21 protein-coding genes are annotated in these 20306 nt (G+C 46.0%); 9 read left to right on the top strand and 12 right to left on the bottom strand.

The window, feature by feature from the left end; genetic code table 11:
• Positions 1 to 62: 62 nt before the first annotated feature.
• From ychF to TPRIMZ1_RS0107180, 3 genes are read left to right on the top strand one after another with little or no spacing between them, the layout of a single operon-like run.
• Positions 63 to 1190, top strand: a complete 1128-nt coding sequence (ychF, locus tag TPRIMZ1_RS0107190) for a redox-regulated ATPase YchF (RefSeq protein ID WP_010257001.1) — start codon at positions 63 to 65, stop codon at positions 1188 to 1190.
• A gap of 12 nt (positions 1191 to 1202) precedes the next feature.
• Positions 1203 to 1649 (top strand): cyclic nucleotide-binding domain-containing protein, encoded by a 447-nt coding sequence (locus tag TPRIMZ1_RS0107185; RefSeq protein WP_010256999.1) that lies wholly within the window; start codon positions 1203 to 1205, stop codon positions 1647 to 1649.
• 34 nt (positions 1650 to 1683) lie between these two features.
• The gene (locus TPRIMZ1_RS0107180; protein ID WP_010256996.1) at positions 1684 to 2166 is read left to right on the top strand and encodes a flavodoxin; all 483 of its coding nucleotides are present in this window, start codon (positions 1684 to 1686) and stop codon (positions 2164 to 2166) included.
• A 74-nt stretch (positions 2167 to 2240) separates the two neighbouring features.
• Here the strand turns inward: TPRIMZ1_RS0107180 and TPRIMZ1_RS0107175 are convergent, their stop codons facing one another.
• The 7 genes from TPRIMZ1_RS0107175 to TPRIMZ1_RS0107145 form a co-directional block, all read right to left on the bottom strand.
• Complete coding sequence (locus TPRIMZ1_RS0107175; protein WP_010256994.1) at positions 2241 to 3896, bottom strand: peptide ABC transporter substrate-binding protein; 1656 nt, start codon at positions 3894 to 3896, stop codon at positions 2241 to 2243.
• Positions 3897 to 4063: 167 nt separating this feature from the next.
• A complete protein-coding gene (locus TPRIMZ1_RS20030) occupies positions 4064 to 4237 on the bottom strand; it encodes a type II toxin-antitoxin system HicA family toxin (protein WP_010256991.1) in 174 nt (57 codons plus the stop codon).
• On the bottom strand, positions 4234 to 4413 hold the full coding sequence (locus tag TPRIMZ1_RS0107165; RefSeq protein WP_010256988.1) for a type II toxin-antitoxin system HicB family antitoxin: 180 nt from the start codon (positions 4411 to 4413) through the stop codon (positions 4234 to 4236). The genes TPRIMZ1_RS20030 and TPRIMZ1_RS0107165 overlap by 4 nt, the downstream gene beginning before the upstream one ends.
• A gap of 146 nt (positions 4414 to 4559) precedes the next feature.
• Complete coding sequence (locus tag TPRIMZ1_RS0107160) at positions 4560 to 5519, bottom strand: ABC transporter ATP-binding protein (protein ID WP_010256984.1); 960 nt, start codon at positions 5517 to 5519, stop codon at positions 4560 to 4562.
• Positions 5516 to 6574, bottom strand: a complete 1059-nt coding sequence (locus TPRIMZ1_RS0107155) for an ABC transporter ATP-binding protein (protein WP_010256978.1) — start codon at positions 6572 to 6574, stop codon at positions 5516 to 5518. The genes TPRIMZ1_RS0107160 and TPRIMZ1_RS0107155 overlap by 4 nt, the downstream gene beginning before the upstream one ends.
• Before the next feature lie 10 nt (positions 6575 to 6584).
• Complete coding sequence (locus TPRIMZ1_RS0107150; RefSeq protein ID WP_010256976.1) at positions 6585 to 7610, bottom strand: ABC transporter permease; 1026 nt, start codon at positions 7608 to 7610, stop codon at positions 6585 to 6587.
• Positions 7610 to 8548: an ABC transporter permease gene (locus TPRIMZ1_RS0107145; RefSeq protein WP_010256972.1), complete on the bottom strand. Its 939-nt coding sequence runs from the start codon at positions 8546 to 8548 to the stop codon at positions 7610 to 7612. The genes TPRIMZ1_RS0107150 and TPRIMZ1_RS0107145 overlap by 1 nt, the downstream gene beginning before the upstream one ends.
• A 187-nt stretch (positions 8549 to 8735) precedes the next feature.
• Between TPRIMZ1_RS0107145 and TPRIMZ1_RS0107140 the strand changes: the two genes are divergently transcribed.
• Positions 8736 to 10643: an HD-GYP domain-containing protein gene (locus TPRIMZ1_RS0107140; RefSeq protein WP_010256968.1), complete on the top strand. Its 1908-nt coding sequence runs from the start codon at positions 8736 to 8738 to the stop codon at positions 10641 to 10643.
• Between the two features lie 523 nt (positions 10644 to 11166).
• On the opposite strand, the gene TPRIMZ1_RS0107135 is transcribed toward TPRIMZ1_RS0107140, so the two are convergent.
• The 4 genes from TPRIMZ1_RS0107135 to TPRIMZ1_RS0107125 all read right to left on the bottom strand — a co-directional run bounded on the left by TPRIMZ1_RS0107135 (position 11167) and on the right by TPRIMZ1_RS0107125 (position 13449).
• Entirely contained in the window at positions 11167 to 11424 is a 258-nt protein-coding gene (locus TPRIMZ1_RS0107135; RefSeq protein ID WP_010256965.1) for a hypothetical protein, read from the bottom strand.
• A 171-nt stretch (positions 11425 to 11595) separates the two neighbouring features.
• Complete coding sequence (locus TPRIMZ1_RS18620; RefSeq protein WP_010256961.1) at positions 11596 to 12519, bottom strand: toll/interleukin-1 receptor domain-containing protein; 924 nt, start codon at positions 12517 to 12519, stop codon at positions 11596 to 11598.
• Complete coding sequence (locus TPRIMZ1_RS21125) at positions 12504 to 12752, bottom strand: helix-turn-helix domain-containing protein (RefSeq protein ID WP_010256957.1); 249 nt, start codon at positions 12750 to 12752, stop codon at positions 12504 to 12506. Before TPRIMZ1_RS21125 ends, TPRIMZ1_RS18620 begins: the two co-directional genes overlap by 16 nt.
• Before the next feature lie 262 nt (positions 12753 to 13014).
• Positions 13015 to 13449: a hypothetical protein gene (locus TPRIMZ1_RS0107125; protein WP_010256954.1), complete on the bottom strand. Its 435-nt coding sequence runs from the start codon at positions 13447 to 13449 to the stop codon at positions 13015 to 13017.
• A gap of 967 nt (positions 13450 to 14416) precedes the next feature.
• Between TPRIMZ1_RS0107125 and TPRIMZ1_RS0107115 the strand changes: the two genes are divergently transcribed.
• The 5 genes from TPRIMZ1_RS0107115 (at position 14417) to TPRIMZ1_RS0107095 (ending at position 18810) form a co-directional block, all read left to right on the top strand.
• Positions 14417 to 15148, top strand: a complete 732-nt coding sequence (locus TPRIMZ1_RS0107115) for a hypothetical protein (RefSeq protein WP_010256952.1) — start codon at positions 14417 to 14419, stop codon at positions 15146 to 15148.
• A 116-nt stretch (positions 15149 to 15264) separates the two neighbouring features.
• Positions 15265 to 15441 (top strand): helix-turn-helix domain-containing protein, encoded by a 177-nt coding sequence (locus TPRIMZ1_RS0107110; RefSeq protein WP_010256948.1) that lies wholly within the window; start codon positions 15265 to 15267, stop codon positions 15439 to 15441.
• Complete coding sequence (locus tag TPRIMZ1_RS0107105) at positions 15438 to 16313, top strand: hypothetical protein (RefSeq protein WP_010256944.1); 876 nt, start codon at positions 15438 to 15440, stop codon at positions 16311 to 16313. The genes TPRIMZ1_RS0107110 and TPRIMZ1_RS0107105 overlap by 4 nt, the downstream gene beginning before the upstream one ends.
• Positions 16314 to 16978: 665 nt before the next feature.
• Positions 16979 to 17467, top strand: a complete 489-nt coding sequence (locus TPRIMZ1_RS0107100; protein ID WP_026043584.1) for a hypothetical protein — start codon at positions 16979 to 16981, stop codon at positions 17465 to 17467.
• On the top strand, positions 17464 to 18810 hold the full coding sequence (locus TPRIMZ1_RS0107095; protein WP_010256939.1) for a PcfJ domain-containing protein: 1347 nt from the start codon (positions 17464 to 17466) through the stop codon (positions 18808 to 18810). The genes TPRIMZ1_RS0107100 and TPRIMZ1_RS0107095 overlap by 4 nt, the downstream gene beginning before the upstream one ends.
• 11 nt (positions 18811 to 18821) lie before the next feature.
• On the opposite strand, the gene TPRIMZ1_RS20850 is transcribed toward TPRIMZ1_RS0107095, so the two are convergent.
• The gene (locus tag TPRIMZ1_RS20850; protein ID WP_010256936.1) at positions 18822 to 20276 is read right to left on the bottom strand and encodes a zinc-ribbon domain and TM2 domain-containing protein; all 1455 of its coding nucleotides are present in this window, start codon (positions 20274 to 20276) and stop codon (positions 18822 to 18824) included.
• Positions 20277 to 20306: the final 30 nt, after the last annotated feature.

Below are 20306 nucleotides of genomic sequence, written 5' to 3'. Positions count from 1 at the left end.
ACAATCGGGACAAAAGTATTTAAGTGTTGACCCTAGGCTAAGGGTCCCGTACAATAGGAAGTATGGCACTTAACTGCGGCATCGTGGGGCTTCCCAATGTGGGAAAGTCTACTATCTTTTCAGCCCTGAGCTCGGCGCCGGCGGAAGCGGCGAATTATCCCTTCTGCACCATTAATCCCAACGTGGGGATCGTCGACGTACCGGATCCCCGGCTTTCCGAGCTTTCCGCCCTGTTTAAGCCTGAACGGATCATCCCGGCGGCGGTGGAGTTTGTGGATATTGCCGGTCTGGTGAAGGGCGCCTCCAAGGGTGAGGGGCTGGGGAACCAGTTTCTGTCCCATATCCGGGAGGTGGGGGTGATAGCCCAGGTGGTCCGCTGTTTTGACGACCCCGATATCATCCATGTGTCCAATAAGGTAGACCCCGATTCCGATATGGAAACCATAAACGTCGAACTGGCCCTGGCGGATCTTGAGACCCTTGCCAAACGCCGGGAGCGGGCGGAACGGTCCCTCAAGGTGCAGGCGAAGGGGGAACAGAAAAGCGCCGAGACGGTTCTGTCCGCCCTGGACAAAATCGGCCCCCTGCTGGAAGCGGGAAAACCCGCCCGGCAGGCGGACCTGAGCGACGATGAGCGGGCTGCGGTCTACGACTGTCACTTTATTTCCGCCAAACCCCAGCTCTACGTCTGTAACGTGGACGAGGAAACGATGAAGGCTATTTCGGCGGGTAAGGGCGGCAACAACTACATCGATAGGGTAAAGGCCCGGGCCGCCGCTGAAAATTCCGAGGCGGTGATCATCTGCGGGAAGTTCGAAGCGGAACTGGCGGACATCGATGACCCGGCTGACAAACTCGCCTTTCTGGAAGAGCTGGGGCTCACGGAATCCGGCCTGGGCGCCCTGGTTCATGCGGCGTACCGGCTCTTGGGGCTCCAGACCTTTTTTACCGCCGGGACGGATGAGTGCCGGGCCTGGACCGTGCATATCGGGGATACTGCCCCCAAGGCTGCGGGGGTTATTCACACCGATTTTGAAAAGGGATTTATCAAAGCAGAAGTATATTCGTATGAAGATATTGTTAAGTACGGTACTGAGGCGAAGATCAAAGAAGCCGGGAAGTACCGCATCGAAGGGAAGGAATATATCGTCCGTGATGGGGATGTGATGTTTTTCAAATTCAATGTGTAAAGGGGGTAGTCTATGGTGAGTCCTTCATCCTTGCAGAAATATTCACTGTTCGGCGGTCTTTTAGAGGACCAGATCGACCAGATCATGCCTCTAATGGAACAGGAAGACTATGCGCCCGGAGATGCTATCATCGTTGAGGGTGAGCCCAATGATAAGATCCGCTTTATCCTGGAAGGCCGGGTAGCGGCGGAGAAGACCGGCATCGTCCTCTTTGAATTTAAAGAGGGGGACGCCTTTGGGGAGATGGAAGTCCTTGACGTGATGCCCTCGGCGGCCACCATCAAAGCCCTGACTCCCACCCGGGTTATGTCCATCTCCAACCGGGCCCTGCGGAGCATTTACAAGCTGGATATCAAAGCCTTTTCCCTTATGCTGATGAACCTGGCCCGGGATCTTTCCCGGCGGCTCCGGTATGTGGATGACGGAATCGCCAGCGGGAAGTATAAGTCCTCAAAGTAGCCGGGCAAGTCCGCAATAATAAGGAGTGTGAAGTATGGGCAAAAAATTAGTCGCGTATTTTTCAGCAAGCGGGGTTACATCCGAACTTGCCAAGAAACTGGCGGAGGCGGCGGGCGCCGACCTGTATGAAATCAAGCCGGAAGTACCCTATACCAAGGCCGATTTGGACTGGAAGGACAGTCAGTCCCGCAGTTCGATAGAAATGAAAGGCCCATCATCCCGCCCGGCGCTTGCGGATAAAAATGCCAATATTGCGGCATATGATGTTGTATTTGTGGGCTTCCCAATTTGGTGGTATGTGGCCCCAACCATCATTAACACGTTTTTGGAAAGCTATGATTTTTCAGGAAAGACGATTGTGCCCTTTGCAACATCCGGCAGCAGCGGATTGGGCAAGACGAAAGAAAAGCTGCAAACTTCCGTTTCCGGCGCCGCTCTCTGGAAAGAAGGCAAATTGCTCAACGGCAAGCCCTCTAAGGATGATTTGGCCGCATGGGTAAAGAGCCTTAATGTATAGCTTATTTTAAAAGAATGAGGTAAGTCTTTGTATTACAAGGACTTACCTCATATTTCCCAAAAAGATTCAGAAGCTTATAGACCCGTCACGTTTTTATAGAAGAAGAATCCCAGGGGGGTGTAATACAGACCCTTGATACCGGGCTTTGACAGGTAGGGCTGGGTGTAGAAATAGATCGGCGCAACCGCGGCGTCTTCCTTCATGAAGATGTCCTCCGCCTGGTGCATAAAGCGAAACCGTTCCTCGGGAACCGATGTAGCCTTGGCGGCGGCTACAAGCGCGTCGTACCGGGAGTTTGAATACTGGGGATCGTTGTTGCCGCCCCCGGTGACAAATAAGTCCAGGAAGGAGATGGGGTCGTTGTAATCCGCGATCCAGCCGTGCCGGGCAAAGATATAGTTACCGAGCTTGCGGTTATCAATGAAGACCGCCCAATCCTGATTGCTTAAGGTTACGTTGACCCCCAGAACGGTACGCCACATATTCTGCATGGCTTCGCCAATGGCGCGGTGCTGGTCGCTGGTGTTGTAAAGGTATTCCACCACCGGGAACCCCCTGCCTTCGGGATACCCCGCTTCCGCCAGGAGCCGTTTCGCCTCCGCACTATTACTGTTGTAATCCGCAGAATTTATGCTGTAATAGTCCTTGCCAACTTCGCGGAAATCGCTTCCGGGACCGGCGGCGTCGGAAATGCCCGAGGGAACGAAGCCGGCGGCGGGTTTTTCTCCGGTACGGCTGATCTGGTCGACCAGATAGTTCCGGTCGATGGCCAGGGAGAAGGCCCTCCTAACCCGGGCATCGTTAAAGGGCGCCTTCTGGTTGTTAAAGGTAACAAAATAGGTACCCAGATAATCCGCCACGGATAAATCGCCCGAAGAAAGCAGGGTGGGGATTTCGTCCACCGGCGGATTCTCCGCAAAGTCAATGTCCCCGCTGCGGAAACCTGACAGTATGGCGTTATCATCGTCCATCAGGGCAAAGCGGAGGGTGTCCGGGCCGATGACCGGTTCGTAATAGTTGGGGTTTTTTTCGTAGAGAAGATAACTGTTGTGGACCCATTCCTTCAGGCGGTAGGGACCGTTTCCAATGTAGGTAGCGGGACTGAAGGTCCACTGATCCGCCGCTTTTGCAATAACATCGGCCCGGACCGGGAAGGCCGCGGGGAAGGCGGCGATTTCAAAGAAATAGGGGCAGTCATAGGTCAGGATAATTTCCAGGGTCCGGTCGTCGATTGCCCGGATGCCCAGCTGGCTTTTATCAAGCTCCCCTTCCATTATCTCGTTGGCGTTTTTAACCATATCAATCATGTAGTTATAGTCCGCAGCGGTATCGGGGTCCACCAGGCGCTGCCAGCCGTAGACAAAGTCCTTGGCGGTAAAGGCCTGACCATCGGACCACTTCAGGTTGTTCCGCAGCTTAAACAGGTAAGTAACGGACCCGTCGGGGTTTACCGTTTTCTCCGGCGCGCTTTCGGCCTGGCCGGGGACCAGGGCGGCGTTGCCCTTCCCGTTATCTTCATACTTGTAGAGCCCTTCAAAGCTCTGCACCAGATAGATAGCCCCGTCTACCGCTGAATTCAGCGCAGGATCGATGGTGTTCGGTTCGGACCCGACCACGATGGTCATTTGGGTCCCACCGGCCGCAGCAGCCGGTTTTTTGCCGCCGCAGCCGGTAACAACCAAGGCCGTTACCAGAACCAACAGAACCGGCAGTATACTATTTTTTTTCATAAAAATACCTCCTTGAAAAATAAATATGCTTCTTTATTGGATTTTAGAAAGCTAAGAGAATAGTATCAGAATATTCCAAATGAATAAAGATACTGAACACCGAAGTAGCGCAACGGTGACTGGAAACCGAAGGCGCCGTTTGGGGAGGAGGGGGCTGCCGGCTCGCCTTAGGACAAATTCTTGATGATGCTTTTGGCTACGTATTCTTTGATTTCCGTGTGCCGGGGAATAGCATCCTGTTTCCCGGTTTTGGGCTGCTTATAAACGTCATGACCGCCTCCATGGCGGACAAATACAGCGCCATTATTGGTAATGACTTTAATTAAATCCACCCTTTTCATGCAATAAATAATTTTGCTTTGTGATATTTGGAGAGTTCCAAACAATCGTATAAGTCCTTGAGCATGAGTTCCAGTTCTTCAATCGTCTGTCCCTGGGTTGGGTGATCGGGAAAATTGTCAAAGTATCCGATATACCACCCATCATCTTCTTGCCAGTAGGTGTATTGTAATTCCATGTATCTCCTCCGTCTGCTTTTCTGGATTAAGTATACTTCCCAATTTCCGCCCGGACAAGCCGGCCAGCGGCCAGACTTCCAGAATTAATTCCCAAATTAGGTTTATGGAATGAATGGCCGCCTATAAAGCCGAACAGCCGGGCGGTTTAAGCGAACAGGTGGCAGGCGGCCTGGTGTCCCGGGGCAGCTTCGGTCAACACGGGCGCTGTTTCGGAGCAGCGTTTCATGGCGTTGGGGCAGAGGGTACTGAACCGGCAGCCCGGGGGGAGGTCCATGGGGCTCGGGATTTCCCCGTTCAGGATGATCCGCTGCCGGGAACGGGTGATCCGCGGGTCCGGTATGGGAACCGCCTGGAGCAGGGTTTTGGTGTAGGGGTGCAGGGGGTTTTTGTACAGCTCATTGCTGTCCGCCAGCTCTACCAGGTTGCCCAGGTACATCACGGCGATGCGCCGGGAAATGTGGCGCACCACCGATATGTCGTGGGCGATAAAGAGGTAGGTCAGTCCCAGTTCCCGCTGCATATCCTCAAGCATGTTCACAATCTGGGACTGGATGGACACGTCCAGGGCGGATACGGGCTCGTCGCAGACAATAAACTCGGGCTCCACCGCCAGGGCACGGGCTATGCCGATCCGCTGCTGCTGGCCGCCGGAAAATTCGTGGGGATAGCGGTTGGCGTGCTCGCTGTTCAGGCCCACCCGGGAGAGGAGGTAGTTGATCCGATCCTTCCGCTCTGCCTTGGAAGCTGCCAGGTGGTGGATGTCGATCGGTTCCCCCACAATTTCACCCACGGTCATCCGGGGATTGAGAGAGGATGAGGGGTCCTGAAAGATGATCTGCATCTTCCTTCTATAAGGAAGCATATCCGCATGGGTAATGTCCTGGCCCCGGAAGAAGATTTTCCCCGAGCTTGGTTCGTGGAGCCGCAGGATGGTCCGCCCCAGGGTGGTCTTGCCGCAGCCCGATTCTCCCACCAGGCCTAAGGTTTCCCCCTGGTCAATATACAGGGGCACGTTTTCCACGGCGTGAATGTACCGGACTTTGCCCCAGGCTTCTTTGACGCGGAACCGCTTTTTCAGGTTTTCCAGTTCTATAAGCCGGGTCATGGTTGCGGCTCCTTCTGCCCTTGCAGGGATCGCTCCTGGATTGGCAGCCAGCAGGCGACCCGGTGTTCCCGCAGGGGCGGTGAACCGGGCGGGGAATCAAGTACTGTCTCCGGAGGCAGCTGCTGGATACAGATACGCATACAGCTTTCACAGCGGGGCGCAAAGGGGCAGCCCGGGTTCGGATCCAGCATATTGATGGGGGTCCCCTCAATGGGGATCAGCCGCGTGGCCTCCTCCGCATCGATGCGGGGCATGGACCTGAGGAGGCCCCTGGTATAGGGGTGGGCGGGGGCGTAGAAGATATCCTCCACCGTGCCCTGCTCGGCGATATGCCCGCCGTACATCACCAGAACGGTGTCACAGATTTCGGCGATCACCGCCAGGTTGTGGGTGATGAAGATCACGGCCATCCGGGTTTTTTCCTTGATGTCCTTCATCAGCTCCAGTATCTGGGCCTGGATGGTAACGTCCAGGGCGGTAGTCGGCTCGTCGGCGATGAGCAGCTGGGGCTCGCAGAGCAGGGCCATGGCGATCATCACCCGCTGGCGCATACCCCCGGAAAGTTCGTAGGGGTACTGGCCCATCCGCTGTTCTGGGTGGGTAATGCCCACCAGGCGGAGCATCTCAATGGCCCGTTCCCGTGCGGCCTGGACGGAAATTTTCGCCGTTCCCTTTGCCGTATCCGCCGAGTGGATACGCAGTACATCTATCAACTGGTTTCCGATGGTATACACCGGGTTAAGGCTTTCCATGGGGTTCTGGAAGATCATGCTCATCCGGTTGCCCCGGATCGTCTCCATTTCCTTCGCCGAATAGCCCAACAGGTCCCGGCCTTCGAAATTGATGGACCCGCCCACGACCTTTCCCGGGGAATCCAGGATGCCCAGAATCGAATAGGCCTCCACGCTTTTGCCGGATCCGGATTCGCCCACAATGCCCATGACCTCACCGTATTTGAGGATATAGCTTATGCCCCCCACGGCCTTCACCTCCCCCACGGGGGTAAAGAAGGAAACCTGTAAATCATGGACATCAAGCAAGGTATCTTCCACCATACCGCCCCCCCTATTTCTTGAGCCGGGGATCCAAGGCATCCCGCAGTCCGTCGCCAAAAAGATTAAAGGAGAGGATCAAAAGGCACAGTATCAGTGCCGGAATGATAAGCCGGTACGTATAGGTGTACATTCCCCCCAGGGCGTCCGCTGAAAGGGATCCCAGGCTGGTCATGGGGGCGTTTACCCCGAGGCCCAGGAAGGAAAGGAAGGATTCCAGGAAGATGGCGATGGGTATCTGAAGGCAGGTGGCTGCCACCAGGGAACCTACGCAGTTGGGAAGCAGATGCTTCAGGATGATCCGCGAATCCCGCGCCCCCAGGGCAACCGCGGCGATGACGTACTCCTGCTGTTTGAGCTGGAGTATCTGCCCCCGGACTATCCGGGCCAGGGTGGTCCAGTACAGCAGGGCAAAGGCGATAAAAATAGCGATAATGCTGGGCCCCAGGGAAATGACCAGGCGCCCCATAAGGTTAGTCTGGTTAGCGTCCGCGAAGGAACTGAGCAGGGGCTTCAGGGTTACTGCCAGCAGTAATACGACGAGCACATCGGGAACCGAATAGATGATGTCCACGATACGCATCATCACCAGATCCGTCCGCCCCCCTATGAAGCCCGAGATTGATCCGTAGACCACCCCGATAAGCAGGGTCAGTATCGCCGCCATAACCCCAATGAGCATGGACACCCGGGTTCCGAACATAACCCTGACAAAAATATCCCTGCCCAGGGTATCGGTCCCGAAGACGTGGGGAAAGACCCCTTCGCCCTTTGCAATCTTTTCCAGTTCAAGGGGAGAATTGGCGAGGGGCGCCAGGTTTTCACTGCCCCGCACCTGCTCATCGTAGGTATAGGCCACGAAAAGAGGCCCGGCATAGGCGAAAACTATGAGGAAGATGATAACCCCAAGGGAAACCATGGCGACATGGTTCTTCTTCAACCGCCTCCAGGCATCCTCCCAGTAGGAAACGCTTTTATGCTGGGGGGTAAAGGCTTCCTTTTCTTCCCTGGTGGCAGGGGTAAAGTCCAGGGCTTCCATCAGCCGGCCTCGTTGGAAAACTGGATCCGGGGATCGATGATCTTGTAGATCAGGTCAACCAGGACGCTCATCAGGATAACCAGGGCGGCAAAGAAGATGGTGGTTCCCATGATCAGCGGGTAGTCCCGGTTTTGTATGCTCTGGATAAAGTAACGACCCAGACCAGGGATGTTAAAGACGCTCTCCACCACAAAGGTGCCGGTCAGCACCGCCGCGATGAGGGGGCCCATGTAGGTAACCACCGGGATCAGGGCATTCCTGAGGGCGTGTTTGAAGATCAGGTGCGAAACCGGGTGCCCGTAAGCCCGGACGGTCTTAATGTATTCCTTATTAAGCACATCCAGCATAGAAGACCGGGTATACCGGGCAATGGAGCACATGGGGGTGAGCCCCAGGGTAAAACAGGGAAGCACATAGCTGATAGGCCCCCGGCTAATACCGGAGCTTGGGAAAACATGAAACACCCCCCCGGCAAAGAGAACCAGCAGCGCCGTGGCGCTGACAAAGACCGGGAAGGCCACCCCCAGGGTGGTAACAACCTGGAGCAGGCTGTCCTCCCACCTTCCCCGGGTATACGCCGCTAAGCACCCCAGGCTAATCCCCACAATGGTCGCCCAGAGCAGGGCAATGGCCCCAATCTTCGCCGAAACAGGAAACATCTCCCCAATAATGATCCGGACCGGCCTATTTTTCTGCATTTTTAAGGAAACCCCCATGTCCCCCCGGAGGAGGCCGAGGACATAGTTCTTTAACTGTACCGGAAGTGGCTTATCCAGGCCGTATTTCGCCTCAAGTTCCGCCAAAACTCGGGCCGAAATAGCCTTTTCTCCCAGAAACGGCCCCCCGGGGACGGTATTCATCAGAATAAAGGTCAGGCATATCACCAGAAGCAGGGTTGCCAAGGCAAGTAAGATTCGCTTAATGAAATATCCGGCCATTTACATTGCCTCACATTTCAGGATTAGTCATTACGGTAACACCCGAGGGGCGCTTGTGCAAGGGGGATTTTAATTTTGCATACCGGCGCGCGTTGACAAATTAACTCCGGGGCTGATATAGTTGGTTGAAAATCTGTAAAATTGGTTTTTTCTGTGATATATTCAGGATATAGGGGAGAACCTTAGATTGATACACAAAGAAATTCAGGATCATTTTATTGAAAACGCAGAAACCTATACCCGCCTGACCAATGAAAAATTGCCCAGGGGACTAAACGCGGACGAAATAATTAAGACCATGATCGAACGGACGGGAAAATGCCGTATCATCATGGTTGAAAATAACACCTTTATTGACGAAAATCTTAAACCGGTATTCGCCGATCCCGCCGCCCTTGCGGAAGCCGAGGCGGATGAGCTTTTTGCATTTGCCTGCCGGCTCTATTCGGTTCCCTATTTGGGAGATGAGGGTAAAAGCGTGGATCAGTTTCTGGCCCTGGAGCTCTTCAAGGCCCTGGCTGTAAATGCCCAGGCTACAGGAAAGATCGAGCGGGAGCTGCAATGCCAGTACATAATTGGGGAAATCTGTCATTACCTGAACGGCATTATGTTCACCGCCGAGGCTATCGAAGCCATGCACCGGGTATTGGATTTAGCCGGGGACTATGTTTCTATAAAAGATAAAAAAACCCGGTATTACGCCGTTGCGGCCTACCGCGGCCTGACAGCCTGTTTGTTCAATTACGGATCATACCGGGAGTTTTTTGACACCGTGGATAAGGCCGTTTTGTTCTATGCCCGGCAGGATGTGCGCAGTCTGGACCCGGATTTTCCCTGGGACGAATTGACGAATAAGGTCTATAAGCTGCAGGGTTGGGTTGGAAGCCATTTGGAGTTCGGGGTCGGCAAACCCATAGACGAAGATCTGGCGGAACGAAATTACCAGGTCCTGGTTCAGGGTTTTGACAGCCGGGAGCTGGGGATACTGCATGGTTCGGACCGGGAAAAGCGGAGGGCTGTTATAGGGGAGGAGACTAAAAAAACAGAAAAAGAAAACGGCATGACCATAGCCTGCTACGCCGTTTCCGCCTTCCACACCGGCCATATCACCATGGAACAATACCTCGACATACTCCGTGACTGCCTGGCAGTTCAATTTGAGTGGCAGGACCCTCCCCGGGATTTTGTAGTCACCAATAACCGGATCAACGTGGTGATAACCTGCAGCGCCCTCCTTGCCCGGTACCTGAACAGAATTTCCAGCAGCCATGAGGAGCTCCCGGGGGTAGCGCTGGCCCTGTTTAAATTCCTGCGGGGTATTTCCCTGGTGGACCTCAGTGTGATTGAAGCCATGGGGGATGAACTCCAGTGTGTCATGGATAACGCCCTGGATATACAAAACCGCCGGGAGTATATCGACCTGATCCTCAAAACCACCACCCACAACCACCTGCCCACCTATGTCCATTCCATGATGGTCGCCAGGATGATAACCCTGATCACCAAGTACTTCATCGACCACGATCCGGCAAAGCTCATCAATATGCGGGGGGCAAAAACCGCCGAGGAGGTTGTCGCCCTGGAAGAAGAAATACTGGAAGAGGCAAACCTGGCCGGCATGGCCCACGATGTCGGCAAGATATCCTACATACAGGCAGTCTCGGTTACCTCCCGCCGTCTGACGGACAATGAGTTCGGCATGATAAAGCGGCATCCCGGCGGGGGCTTTAAGTTCCTTGACAAGGAAATCTACGGCAGCATCCCCGATGTAGTGCGGGGTCATCATAAGGACCATAACGGCAAGCGGGGCTATCCCCCTGATTTTGACAACACCACTTCCCCCTACCAGTTTATGATCGATATTTGCACCATAGCGGATTGTATTGACGCCGCCACGGATACCATAGGCCGGAGCTATCAAATCAACCGTACTGCGGACTTTATCATGAATGAACTCATAGAACTGGCCGGAGACCGGTACAGCACTGAGGCGGTGGAAGCCCTGAAAGATCCGGAGATACGCTCTCAAATTACGGACGCCCTGAACAATTACCGCCGGGAAGCCTATTACAAGGCCTACCAGGAAATGTTATAGGGTACGCAGAACACTACGTCCAGCCAGTGGGTACAGCAGAAAAGAAATTGAATACGTTCCAGAGGTTCTTAATATAACTCTTTACCCTATAATGACTTACTAATTTCCCCAGGGAGGATTCGACCTTCCGGTCAGCAACATCCTGTTGCTTCCCTACAGGCGCCTCCACACCCTTACGCCGCCATCCTGGCGGCTTTTCCTCCCGTTGGTCGGCGGGTGCTCCGGGTTCGAATCCTCAATTTGGTTTAAAGTAAAATATCTTCCCCAGGGAGGATTCGAACCCCCACGAGCAGATCCAGAGTTTTAGTCCACTCTGTGTCACTAGCATCCAATTAAGGAAAATAATACATTTTTACTATAGGAAAACTCTCTTTTTTTGTCAACATCCGGTACCAGAATCCTCCTGACACATCTTGGAATCTCCTGAATTTTGGGGTTTTGCTCATACTTCCTGCTCATAGTGGGAAGCTGGAAGGATCTATACCAAGCCAAGGCTGCCAAACAATGCATGTGTCTGCTTGCTTTAGTCATCAACGGATTGTAAGGCGGCGATAAGCTGCTGCCCCTCCGGAGTTTTCTTCATATCAGCATCTGCCACAGACAGCCATTCAAAAATATTCATGTCATCGGGCCTGATCCGGGCATTGCCAATATATTCTTTCTTTTCCAAAAATTCCTGGTAATCTACATTGGTTAAGTTAAAACCCATCTTTCTCCCCTTCAAAAAGGCTCCCCCTAGGGAACCAAGAACTCCGGTTCCCTGAAACACCTTCCTGTACATATCCAGCATCCTCTTTTCTGGGCTTACTGGCAAGTTATTTATTCCGACCTTTTCCATTTGTGGCAAGGTTTTCGTCGCGCATTTCGGTGATGGCGTTCGGGAATAAAGTCACAAGCGTGACAAAATTGCGGGCGGTTTTATCCGCTCTGTAGAGCGGTAGTTTCTCGTTATTCAGTGGGGTTCGCTTTGTGTTGTTTCATTAGGCTGATTGATGCCTCCTTCGTAAAATAATACCTGAACGTCAATGGGTTTACCATCAGCGTCCTTTCCTCGGATAGATATCTTTTTTGTTTGGGGAATTTCTACACGCTGCACTGGTAAAGTACTATTTAATAATTTTACATATATGTCTGGTTTTAAGTCGTAATAACCCTGTTTTAGCTCAATAATATACCCGGTACGACTTAACCCAGTATTTGGTAAATCAATGAAACCAGAACGAAATATGTCTGGGAAAGCACGGGTAGCTTTATTGATTTCGGCAATAACAAAATCATCCCTGTGAAAAGCTATCTTACCTTTCCCATCAATGAGCCACAATAAGCATAACGAAAATGTGTTCCCACCAAAACTATTACAAATCGCAACTAAGATGTTCGAAAACGCCGCAATTAATCGATTCCAAAAAGTATATTGGGTTTCCAAAGTCAAAATACTTGTTATAAACTCATTAATGTTAATTATTGTATTTGAACATTGGGTAACCTTGCCGATTTTCTCAATTAATGTCTGGGCGTCATTTGCTGTTTTAAATGAAGTTCCTTGTAGTTTGTCAAAGAATGGCGGCAAGTCCTTAAACTCTAATCCTGAATGACATATAGGGATGCAAAGCTTACCTGTGAAAAAACTTGCCCCAGCTTCCGCGCAAATCCAAGGCCTTTGTATAGAAGTGGGACTACACAGGACTAACACAATATCGCTTTTCGTAAAATTATTTCGTATTTTATCAAGAAAAGCATCTCCCAACTCAAGTGTATACGACGAGATAAAACAAGTAATATTATTATAAAAACAATTCTCAATGAAAGTACCCAACAATTGTGCAAATTCTTTTTCTTCTGCATAGTGAGATATAAAGACTATCGATTTATCCATACTATCTCCTGTCTTATGCTTTTTCCGGTAAGCAGCCAGTTGATGTCTATATCTTGTTGAGCCAGCTTTTCCAAGGCTTCACGGGAAAGCCTACGTCTACCATTCATAAAGTGGGATAACTGAGACTTGGACAGGCCGCAGTTCTCTGCAAACTGTATGGCCGTAAGCCCTGATTTCTGGCAAAGGTATACAAGCCGGTCTGCTTCTGTCTTGCATGGCTGTGTCGGTTGCATTTTCCCATCCCATCTTACCTAAAGTTGACATATTGTAAACTGAATAGAGAATTTCGTCAATAAAAAATTACCGTAAAAAGAGGTATGGGCCATTTCAATACCCTTGATGTCCTTTTAGGCATATTTATTCCATCCGCGGGGCACATAACCCACCCCTTGGGACGGTTAAAATGAAGCAATGTTTACAATATGTAGTATGTACCATGCGAAGGAATAAAACATCAGAGTCGTTTCTCGATGGGAAACGACTCTGATTAATATTTTATGAAGCGTTCAGCAACAAGCATTGCCATTGTCGAGAGACAGTATCCGCTAGTTGTCGATTGAAAGTTTCAGCTTCACCGTTAACGTTCCAATGCCAGTAAAAATCGGCAACCCACTCATATAACTTCCCACCAAGATAAACCTGATACTCGCGGACTCCGGCATCCCATCCATCACAAATAATTGTGATAAGTACCTCTGGGTATCGAGCCGAAATATTTTTGAAGTATTTTTCTGGGACCCGACCGATTTCACTACCAAAAAAAATTGCGTTGGCATCAAGTAGCCCTTCGGTTCCAAATTCCGCAACTTCATCCCCGTCACCAAGCCGGATATAGGAGCACCCGTCTTTTTCAAAAAGAACATCCCGCCAAAATGCGTCTATTTTAGACACATTTCCATTGCATTTCATGACATAATTGTGATCCATCATCAAATGCCTCCTTGTATTACAAAAAAATTTTGGCCTAAAACGGCCTCAACTCAATATACGATCCTTTCCCAGAAAAATCAATATCTCTTTATAATATAAGGAATTACGTAGGGCTTTAATTATATTATTCCTTATTCACGGACGTAATGCCTCAAAATAAAATCTTACCGTAACAGATGGATGCCTCGAAATAAAAATCTTACCATGGCTAAAAAACCTCAAGGGCATCAACAGCCCGATGGACCTCCTGTTGTAACAAGACCGGGTTGTAGCGTTGGTACCGCTTGGACAACTCCGCCTTCGCCCCTTCCGGCTTTGCTCGCTCCCGGTTAGGCTACTCGTTTTGGGTAAGATTTTTTATGAGGCATGGTCCCGTTTCGGTAAGATTTTTTATGAGGCAACGCGGCTTATTGACTTTTTTTGTTTTTTTTTTAAAAATNCTTTTGTAGCCTAATGGTTCATATCAAAGGAATAAATGGCACACATTAATATAAATGGAACTACTAGGCTACAATTTTTTCTTACTGGACCATTTTATATAACCGCTCAAAATCTTTTAAAATTCCCATCATGCCATCTGCCTACCCAAAAGGGGCGGCTGTTCTCCTTTTTGGACAGCCTCGTTGTAACTCAGTTATGATTCATTCAATCGCTTTAAATTTCATGTATATATTTCTTTAAAACTTCTATTTCTATCAATCACGCCATAGCAGCGATCTGGGGCATTTTTCGATATAGACATGGGTTACTTAGTAACCCACACTTCATATTCAATAATAGATTATTGATGATTTATTCAGTCCTAATAAATATTCATTTTTTATAGGCTTTGTTTTCTCTAAGCCCTATGTTCCCGAATCATAGGATGTCGTTCTTCGCTGCCATAACCCACCTTGGTTAAACAGTCACAGCTAATCTAATCAAAAACAACATACCCGTGATCCAATTAATTTTAAGGAGCCAAAAAATGGATGAGATGTCCCATAAGCTTAGTATTCATTCTCTCGCATTGGCATTCAATAAAGCTTTTATCCGAAACATTGAAGAAGCGCATGGATTAAATATAAATTACCCGGCATACCGGTTACTTTACTATGGCAATACGGGAATATTAGTTATTGCAGGTGTCGTTTTAAATCCAATTATACCAATATTGACCCAAATAGCAAATATTTTTATACAGCTTATACACAAAGGCATACTTTATCCTAATATAAGTATTACAGATTTAAGAATTCATGAATTGGAATTACGGTACACTTTCTTGTATTATCAGCCATTCCTTTGTAAATCTTCCGGATTTCGCAAAGTTGGTAATCGTTATCTTTCACGGGATTATAGAAAGTACTATAGGACTAATGGGGAATTGAAGGAGACCAGAAAATCATTTTTGTGTATAGAATCTCATAATAATTCATCAAGTGTCATATTCAACATTACCGGGAAGAAGCGGCAATACCTTTGCCTTTCAGATTTAACGCTTACGATACCACAATTATTCTGTAAACTCATGCCCCTTCTGTCGTGTTTTTTATCACAGGCAACTAATCCCTTCTTTTTTAATATCAATCACAATTATTTACCGTATCTTTGCCCTGATTTTATAGCTATTTTAAGAAAGGCCGGATGGTTTAACAATTATAACCGCTTTGTAAAAAAACGTGTCCATAATTTTAATCCTGGGGGGCCTTTATGCTAAAATTTGACTTTATTATATTAACGCACAGCTTTTATTTTTATTCTTATACGGCATAACATACTAATGTGTACCACGTGGAAATAAATAATATTAATGGTACCAAGGAGTGTTAAGATATGGAACTATTAACCGTATCGGATGTTGCAAGTGCTTTGAGCGTTTCGCAATCTAAAGTTTATAAAATGGCAGAATCCGGAGAATTACAGTCTGTAAAGATTGGAAAATCATTACGATTTACAGAGGAACAAGTTAAAAAATTTATTTTACAAAAATCCGCAGGAGAAAATAAATGAACTATATCGACAATGATCCAAGATTGCAAACAGGAAAACCAGCGGGAATTGATAAAATATCTATTTGGATTCATCCTTTTCTTATAAGAGAACCGTCTGCTTTTCATCCATCATCTGGCAACAATAAAAAAGTTATTTTGAGATATACCAGTAGAAATGGATTTAGTATTGATTTTCAGGCAGAATTTTTTGATCCCTTTAAAAATATTTTTATTCAGATATTAGAATATTTAATAGGTTTATCTATTAGAGGAATTTTAAAATCACCAATAAATAAAGATTTTTCAACTGTAGAAAAATGTTTTTGTACCTTATTTACGGATTTATTTGCAATTGATTGTATTGAATTTTATTTTGATTTTATGAGAGGCCATTTAATCCTCTCAAATATTACTAATCAAAAATATAAAACAACTCGCTATAGCAATAATTATACCAGAGAAGGAAAATCCGTAATTATTGCTTATGATCGTATTGAAAGATTAAAATATGTAAACCAAATGAACTATGATGAAATTTCATCAATCATTTATCCAATGAGATTTGAATTTAAACTTAATCGCACAAATTGTGAATATCTACACCCTACAAATATTTTCGGGAATTATAATGTGATATTTGATAACTATTTAATATTTCTTGCAAAAAGATGGCGTATGTATAATCAACAAGTTGTATCAATTCCTGTATTGAATAATTTATATTATGCAGAAAAATTCAAAACAATTATACAATATTCACAGTGGCAATTTCCATATAGTATGATGAACCTTGAAAAAACACCTTCATGCCCTATGCCTAACAAAAGCGTTAAACTTAAGGATATAGACAGAAATTGGGCAGTTCAATTCTCGTTAAAGGACTGGGTATAATTAACTTTACGGGTACCCCTTAATATGCCCGTCGAAAGGCTAAAGATATTGATAGTTATATGTTGTTAAGTTTTATAAAATTATCATTTAGGAACAAAAAATGATCAATCCAGGAATGATGAGTAGCAATACCGATTTATGGGAAACATCCAAGATCTATTTGATAACCTAGACGCACAATACCGTTTTACCCTTGATATATGGCCATACCTCAGAACTCAAAGTGTCTGCGTATACATCGAAGCAAGACGGCCTTTTGCAAGATTGGAAAGGTATATGTTGGATGAACCTTCCGTATGGACGGGAAATTATAAAATGGGTTAAAAAAGCTTAAGAATCATCATTGGTCGGTACTACCGTGGTTGCATTGCTTCCGGCCCGAACCGATACAGTTTGGTTTTGGGAGTATGTTTATAATAAGGCAAAAATAACTTTTGTCCAAGGGCGGCTGAAGTTCGGCGGCTGGAAGGGGGCTGTGTCGTTCCAGTAAATGATTGCAGTATGGGATAAATAGTCTCCCAAAAGACTATCAAAGATAATTCAGAAAATGTCGCTTCATAAGCGACATTTTTCTGGATATAAAGTATTATATTATCAATACTATGAAAAAGCATCATATAAAAAGGTGGACTGTCTTCTCGTAGGGTTAAACCCAGGAGGCAGCCATGTCCAGAAGTTACCGCAAATTCCCCTCAGACCAATGCTCAGAATATTGGGGACCTGATTGGCGATGTATTCGTACTAAAGAGCGCCAATGTATTCATGAAGAAATGAGGACCCCCGAAAAAGGTGATATTATTTTCCCCCGTTATCATGCTACCGGTGATGGAAGCTGGTCTTCTTCATCACGGTTTTACTATCCCAAGAAAAGAGTATGGGATAAATACACCACTGAAATCAGAAATATCCTAAATGGATATTCCGATCATTATGACGATTTTGAAGATGATTTTCTGATAGATTTTAACCATATCAGAGTATTCAAATATTATGACGGTGTTCTTTTACATTTTGACTGGCTTAAATCCAAAGAAGCTAAACGAATAATCAAGGCGTGGGAAGGAAAACCGCTTGATGTGTTGTACTGCCTTAATTCTCATCGAATAATTGAAAAGGCGGCACAACATGCGTTAAATAGGATGGTCAGAAAATGAGGGAGCTTAAATCCATTAAACGTATTGAAACCCCCGAAGAAATCCACAGGAGTGAAAAAAGGCAGCAACGGCGCGAAAAAACTATTATGCAAACAAGAAAGAAAAGGCAACATAAGTTAGAATGTAAGGAAAAAAAAGAATCTGAAGATGCTGCAGTTGAAAAAAATTTAGCAGAGGATCGCAAGAAAAATACATTTGCGGAGAAGAAGCCTGACGGCTTTAAATTTCTTGAGGCGTTTTCGTATATAAATTGGACCCCTTTTGATAAAAGGGATAGACTACCCCAGGGATTTAGGTCTCGTTCTTTTAATAAAGAACGTCAGTATATAGATTTTTTCAAGTCCTATATATATCCTTACTCTGTTTCCCTTCCCTTGCTATTTACAACAATCCAAAAAGAGTATTTCCTAGATGAACAAGGCAAAAACAAAAAATCATCGTATTATGACATTATTATCCTTTCAAAGAGGTGGATACGGGACATAGTGAGCGGCGATTCATTCTATCGGAGAAACAAGGAATACTTTACTAAAGCCGAAGCCCATTATTTCCTAAACACAGCGATGCCCTATACCGGTCCGTCATCGGTTGTTGCACTATATTTCCATGCAAAGTGTAAGGCACGGAACCTTGACGCTAAATATTGTAGGATTATTGTCAAGATGTTTACACTGAAATTTGAAAAATATTTTGATCATGCCATAGTCACCGGTTTTCTCGATTTACTTGCACGCAGCCCGAACTGTCAGATTGAGGATGGTGAACTTGGGGATATTTGTGATTTTTTAATTACAAATATTCGCGGCACAATCAAATGGGGTACGAAATTTCCAGCCTTTTCATTCAGCGGAAGAACAATAACCAGCATTATTTCACTCGCAAACGAATGGCATGTTGAAATTCAACGAGATCAAGAAGCCCTGAACATGCTTACACAGGCGAGGCATCTTAGACAAAGGCAAAACAGGCCAATTATAAATGACACTTTTGCAAAAAAATGGGAAGGGATGGACATACCTAATTATAACTTTGAGACCGATGAATATGTATGGACGTTAACTCAGCTCTTGACTGCTCAGGATCTCCTTAACGAAGGCCGTAAAATGAAAAATTGTGTTTCTTCTTATACTTATGATTGTTCAAGCGGGGAATGTTTCATATTTAACCTTTCTTGTTTTAATAAATATTCTCGACTAACTGAAAGCAATGCAACACTACAGGTAACCAGGGATCGTATACTGGTTCAGGCAAAAGCTAAATGTAATTTTAGAATTGGACCTGCTGCTATGAATGTCATTATCCGGTGGGCTCAAGCGAACCGGATTAAAAATAGGGTATTATAATAAATATCAATTTAATTTGCTAAACTAATATAGTTTCCATCCCCATCGGTAAATTTTCCACTAAAAATAGCGATCAAATCTATCAGCGCCCATATCAAGCTTATGCCGGTTGCTGCTGTAAGTAGCATCAGTACTCCCGTTATGTTTTTACCGGCATAGAATCGATGTGCACCGATGAATCCCAGGAACAAACACAATAGGACAGTGGTAGCCCAGCTTTTCCCGCCTAAATCTATTTTTGATCTTCTGGAATGAATTCTTATATATTTTAACAAAACACTTTTTTTTGATTTAATTTTAGAAAAATTTACAGTTGGTGTTTTAGAATTATTGTTTGTATTGATACTAAATAATTCTGCAACTGAAATATAATAACTTTCTAAAAGGTCTTTTAGTTTATCATAAGCTATCAGTGCTTTTTTATAAGCAAATATTTCAGAAAAAGAGCTTGAAATGCAAACAATCAAATAAATAATATTAACTATAACCCATATACTCAATGCGACTTTTGGCGCATACAAATTCCATTGTATTTTTTCAATAAAATTAAGAAGTACTGGAATATAAGACAATCCAAATATTGCAGTAATTATAAAGAATGATTTTATCCACATGCCTGGATGATATATAAAACCACAAGGATTTTTAGGCTCACTAAAGCTTTGTTTTTCTATTAATTTATCCTTATAACGATATATAAGTTCTGATAAAAGAACTGATTTCCCAAAAATATTATTGTATCTAACAAGTTTTTCCGTAAAACCAACAAGGAAAACATCAAATTCATCTTTGATTTTTTGAACTCGTTCTTTCTTCCCTATAAAATCAAATAGCATACTAAAAAAACCATTTTTACTATTTAAATCATCAAACAACTTACTTGACATAATTTTAATGCCACCTAAAGGTCCTGCAGCAATAATAGAGGTTGCGGATTCAGCAAGCAATGAGCACCCTTTTTGCATAAGTTCTTTCCCTTGTTTAGAAAACTTATCCTCCTCGTAACGAACTTTGGCTTCCATAAAGAAAACCATATTTTGTACCATGAGTGAAGCTCGCATTTGCAATTCTTTCGTTTCATCTTCGTTTTTTGTTTTTCCATAAGCTCGGTATAATGATTCAATCATTAAGTCAAAAACACTGGAAACCATGGCAGGTGAATTTATTACTTCTAAAACTTGTAATTGAGCCTTTGCCGCAAGAGCAAGCGCTTCATCATTATCCCTTGAATTGCTTAACTGCATAAGATGGTCTTTTAACTGGGGAATTGTCGTTAATTCATTTGCTTTCTCGTTAGACTGGTTTATTTTTGTTTGATTAGTTATTTTGCTGTCTTTGTCATCATGCATTTCATATTCTATATCTTCAAATTGTGTTGTATCATCAGTTGAATTTATTTTTGCTCCGCATTTTTGGCAAAAATTTACTGGAGTAATTATTTTATTTCCGCAATTATGACAGTACATGACGATATTTTTAGCACCTCCCTTGTATAT

The sequence above is a fragment of the Treponema primitia ZAS-1 genome, from assembly GCF_000297095.1.
Taxonomy (GTDB): domain Bacteria; phylum Spirochaetota; class Spirochaetia; order Treponematales; family Breznakiellaceae; genus Termitinema; species Termitinema primitia_A.
The sequence above is the reverse complement of the archived record's forward strand: the minus strand, read 5'-3'. Positions and strand labels throughout refer to the sequence as shown.

Bases quoted from the DNA above. Each gene is read 5' to 3' on its own strand.
- ychF (WP_010257001.1), top strand. From the start codon at position 63: ATGGCACTTAACTGCGGCATCGTGGGGCTTCCCAATGTGGGAAAGTCT.
- TPRIMZ1_RS0107185 (WP_010256999.1), top strand. From the start codon at position 1,203: ATGGTGAGTCCTTCATCCTTGCAGAAATATTCACTGTTCGGCGGTCTT.
- TPRIMZ1_RS0107180 (WP_010256996.1), top strand. From the start codon at position 1,684: ATGGGCAAAAAATTAGTCGCGTATTTTTCAGCAAGCGGGGTTACATCC.
- TPRIMZ1_RS0107175 (WP_010256994.1), bottom strand. From the start codon at position 3,896: ATGAAAAAAAATAGTATACTGCCGGTTCTGTTGGTTCTGGTAACGGCC.
- TPRIMZ1_RS20030 (WP_010256991.1), bottom strand. From the start codon at position 4,237: ATGAAAAGGGTGGATTTAATTAAAGTCATTACCAATAATGGCGCTGTA.
- TPRIMZ1_RS0107165 (WP_010256988.1), bottom strand. From the start codon at position 4,413: ATGGAATTACAATACACCTACTGGCAAGAAGATGATGGGTGGTATATC.
- TPRIMZ1_RS0107160 (WP_010256984.1), bottom strand. From the start codon at position 5,519: ATGACCCGGCTTATAGAACTGGAAAACCTGAAAAAGCGGTTCCGCGTC.
- TPRIMZ1_RS0107155 (WP_010256978.1), bottom strand. From the start codon at position 6,574: ATGGTGGAAGATACCTTGCTTGATGTCCATGATTTACAGGTTTCCTTC.
- TPRIMZ1_RS0107150 (WP_010256976.1), bottom strand. From the start codon at position 7,610: ATGGAAGCCCTGGACTTTACCCCTGCCACCAGGGAAGAAAAGGAAGCC.
- TPRIMZ1_RS0107145 (WP_010256972.1), bottom strand. From the start codon at position 8,548: ATGGCCGGATATTTCATTAAGCGAATCTTACTTGCCTTGGCAACCCTG.
- TPRIMZ1_RS0107135 (WP_010256965.1), bottom strand. From the start codon at position 11,424: ATGTACAGGAAGGTGTTTCAGGGAACCGGAGTTCTTGGTTCCCTAGGG.
- TPRIMZ1_RS18620 (WP_010256961.1), bottom strand. From the start codon at position 12,519: ATGGATAAATCGATAGTCTTTATATCTCACTATGCAGAAGAAAAAGAA.
- TPRIMZ1_RS21125 (WP_010256957.1), bottom strand. From the start codon at position 12,752: ATGCAACCGACACAGCCATGCAAGACAGAAGCAGACCGGCTTGTATAC.
- TPRIMZ1_RS0107125 (WP_010256954.1), bottom strand. From the start codon at position 13,449: ATGATGGATCACAATTATGTCATGAAATGCAATGGAAATGTGTCTAAA.
- TPRIMZ1_RS0107115 (WP_010256952.1), top strand. From the start codon at position 14,417: ATGGATGAGATGTCCCATAAGCTTAGTATTCATTCTCTCGCATTGGCA.
- TPRIMZ1_RS0107110 (WP_010256948.1), top strand. From the start codon at position 15,265: ATGGAACTATTAACCGTATCGGATGTTGCAAGTGCTTTGAGCGTTTCG.
- TPRIMZ1_RS0107105 (WP_010256944.1), top strand. From the start codon at position 15,438: ATGAACTATATCGACAATGATCCAAGATTGCAAACAGGAAAACCAGCG.
- TPRIMZ1_RS0107100 (WP_026043584.1), top strand. From the start codon at position 16,979: ATGTCCAGAAGTTACCGCAAATTCCCCTCAGACCAATGCTCAGAATAT.
- TPRIMZ1_RS0107095 (WP_010256939.1), top strand. From the start codon at position 17,464: ATGAGGGAGCTTAAATCCATTAAACGTATTGAAACCCCCGAAGAAATC.
- TPRIMZ1_RS20850 (WP_010256936.1), bottom strand. From the start codon at position 20,276: ATGTACTGTCATAATTGCGGAAATAAAATAATTACTCCAGTAAATTTT.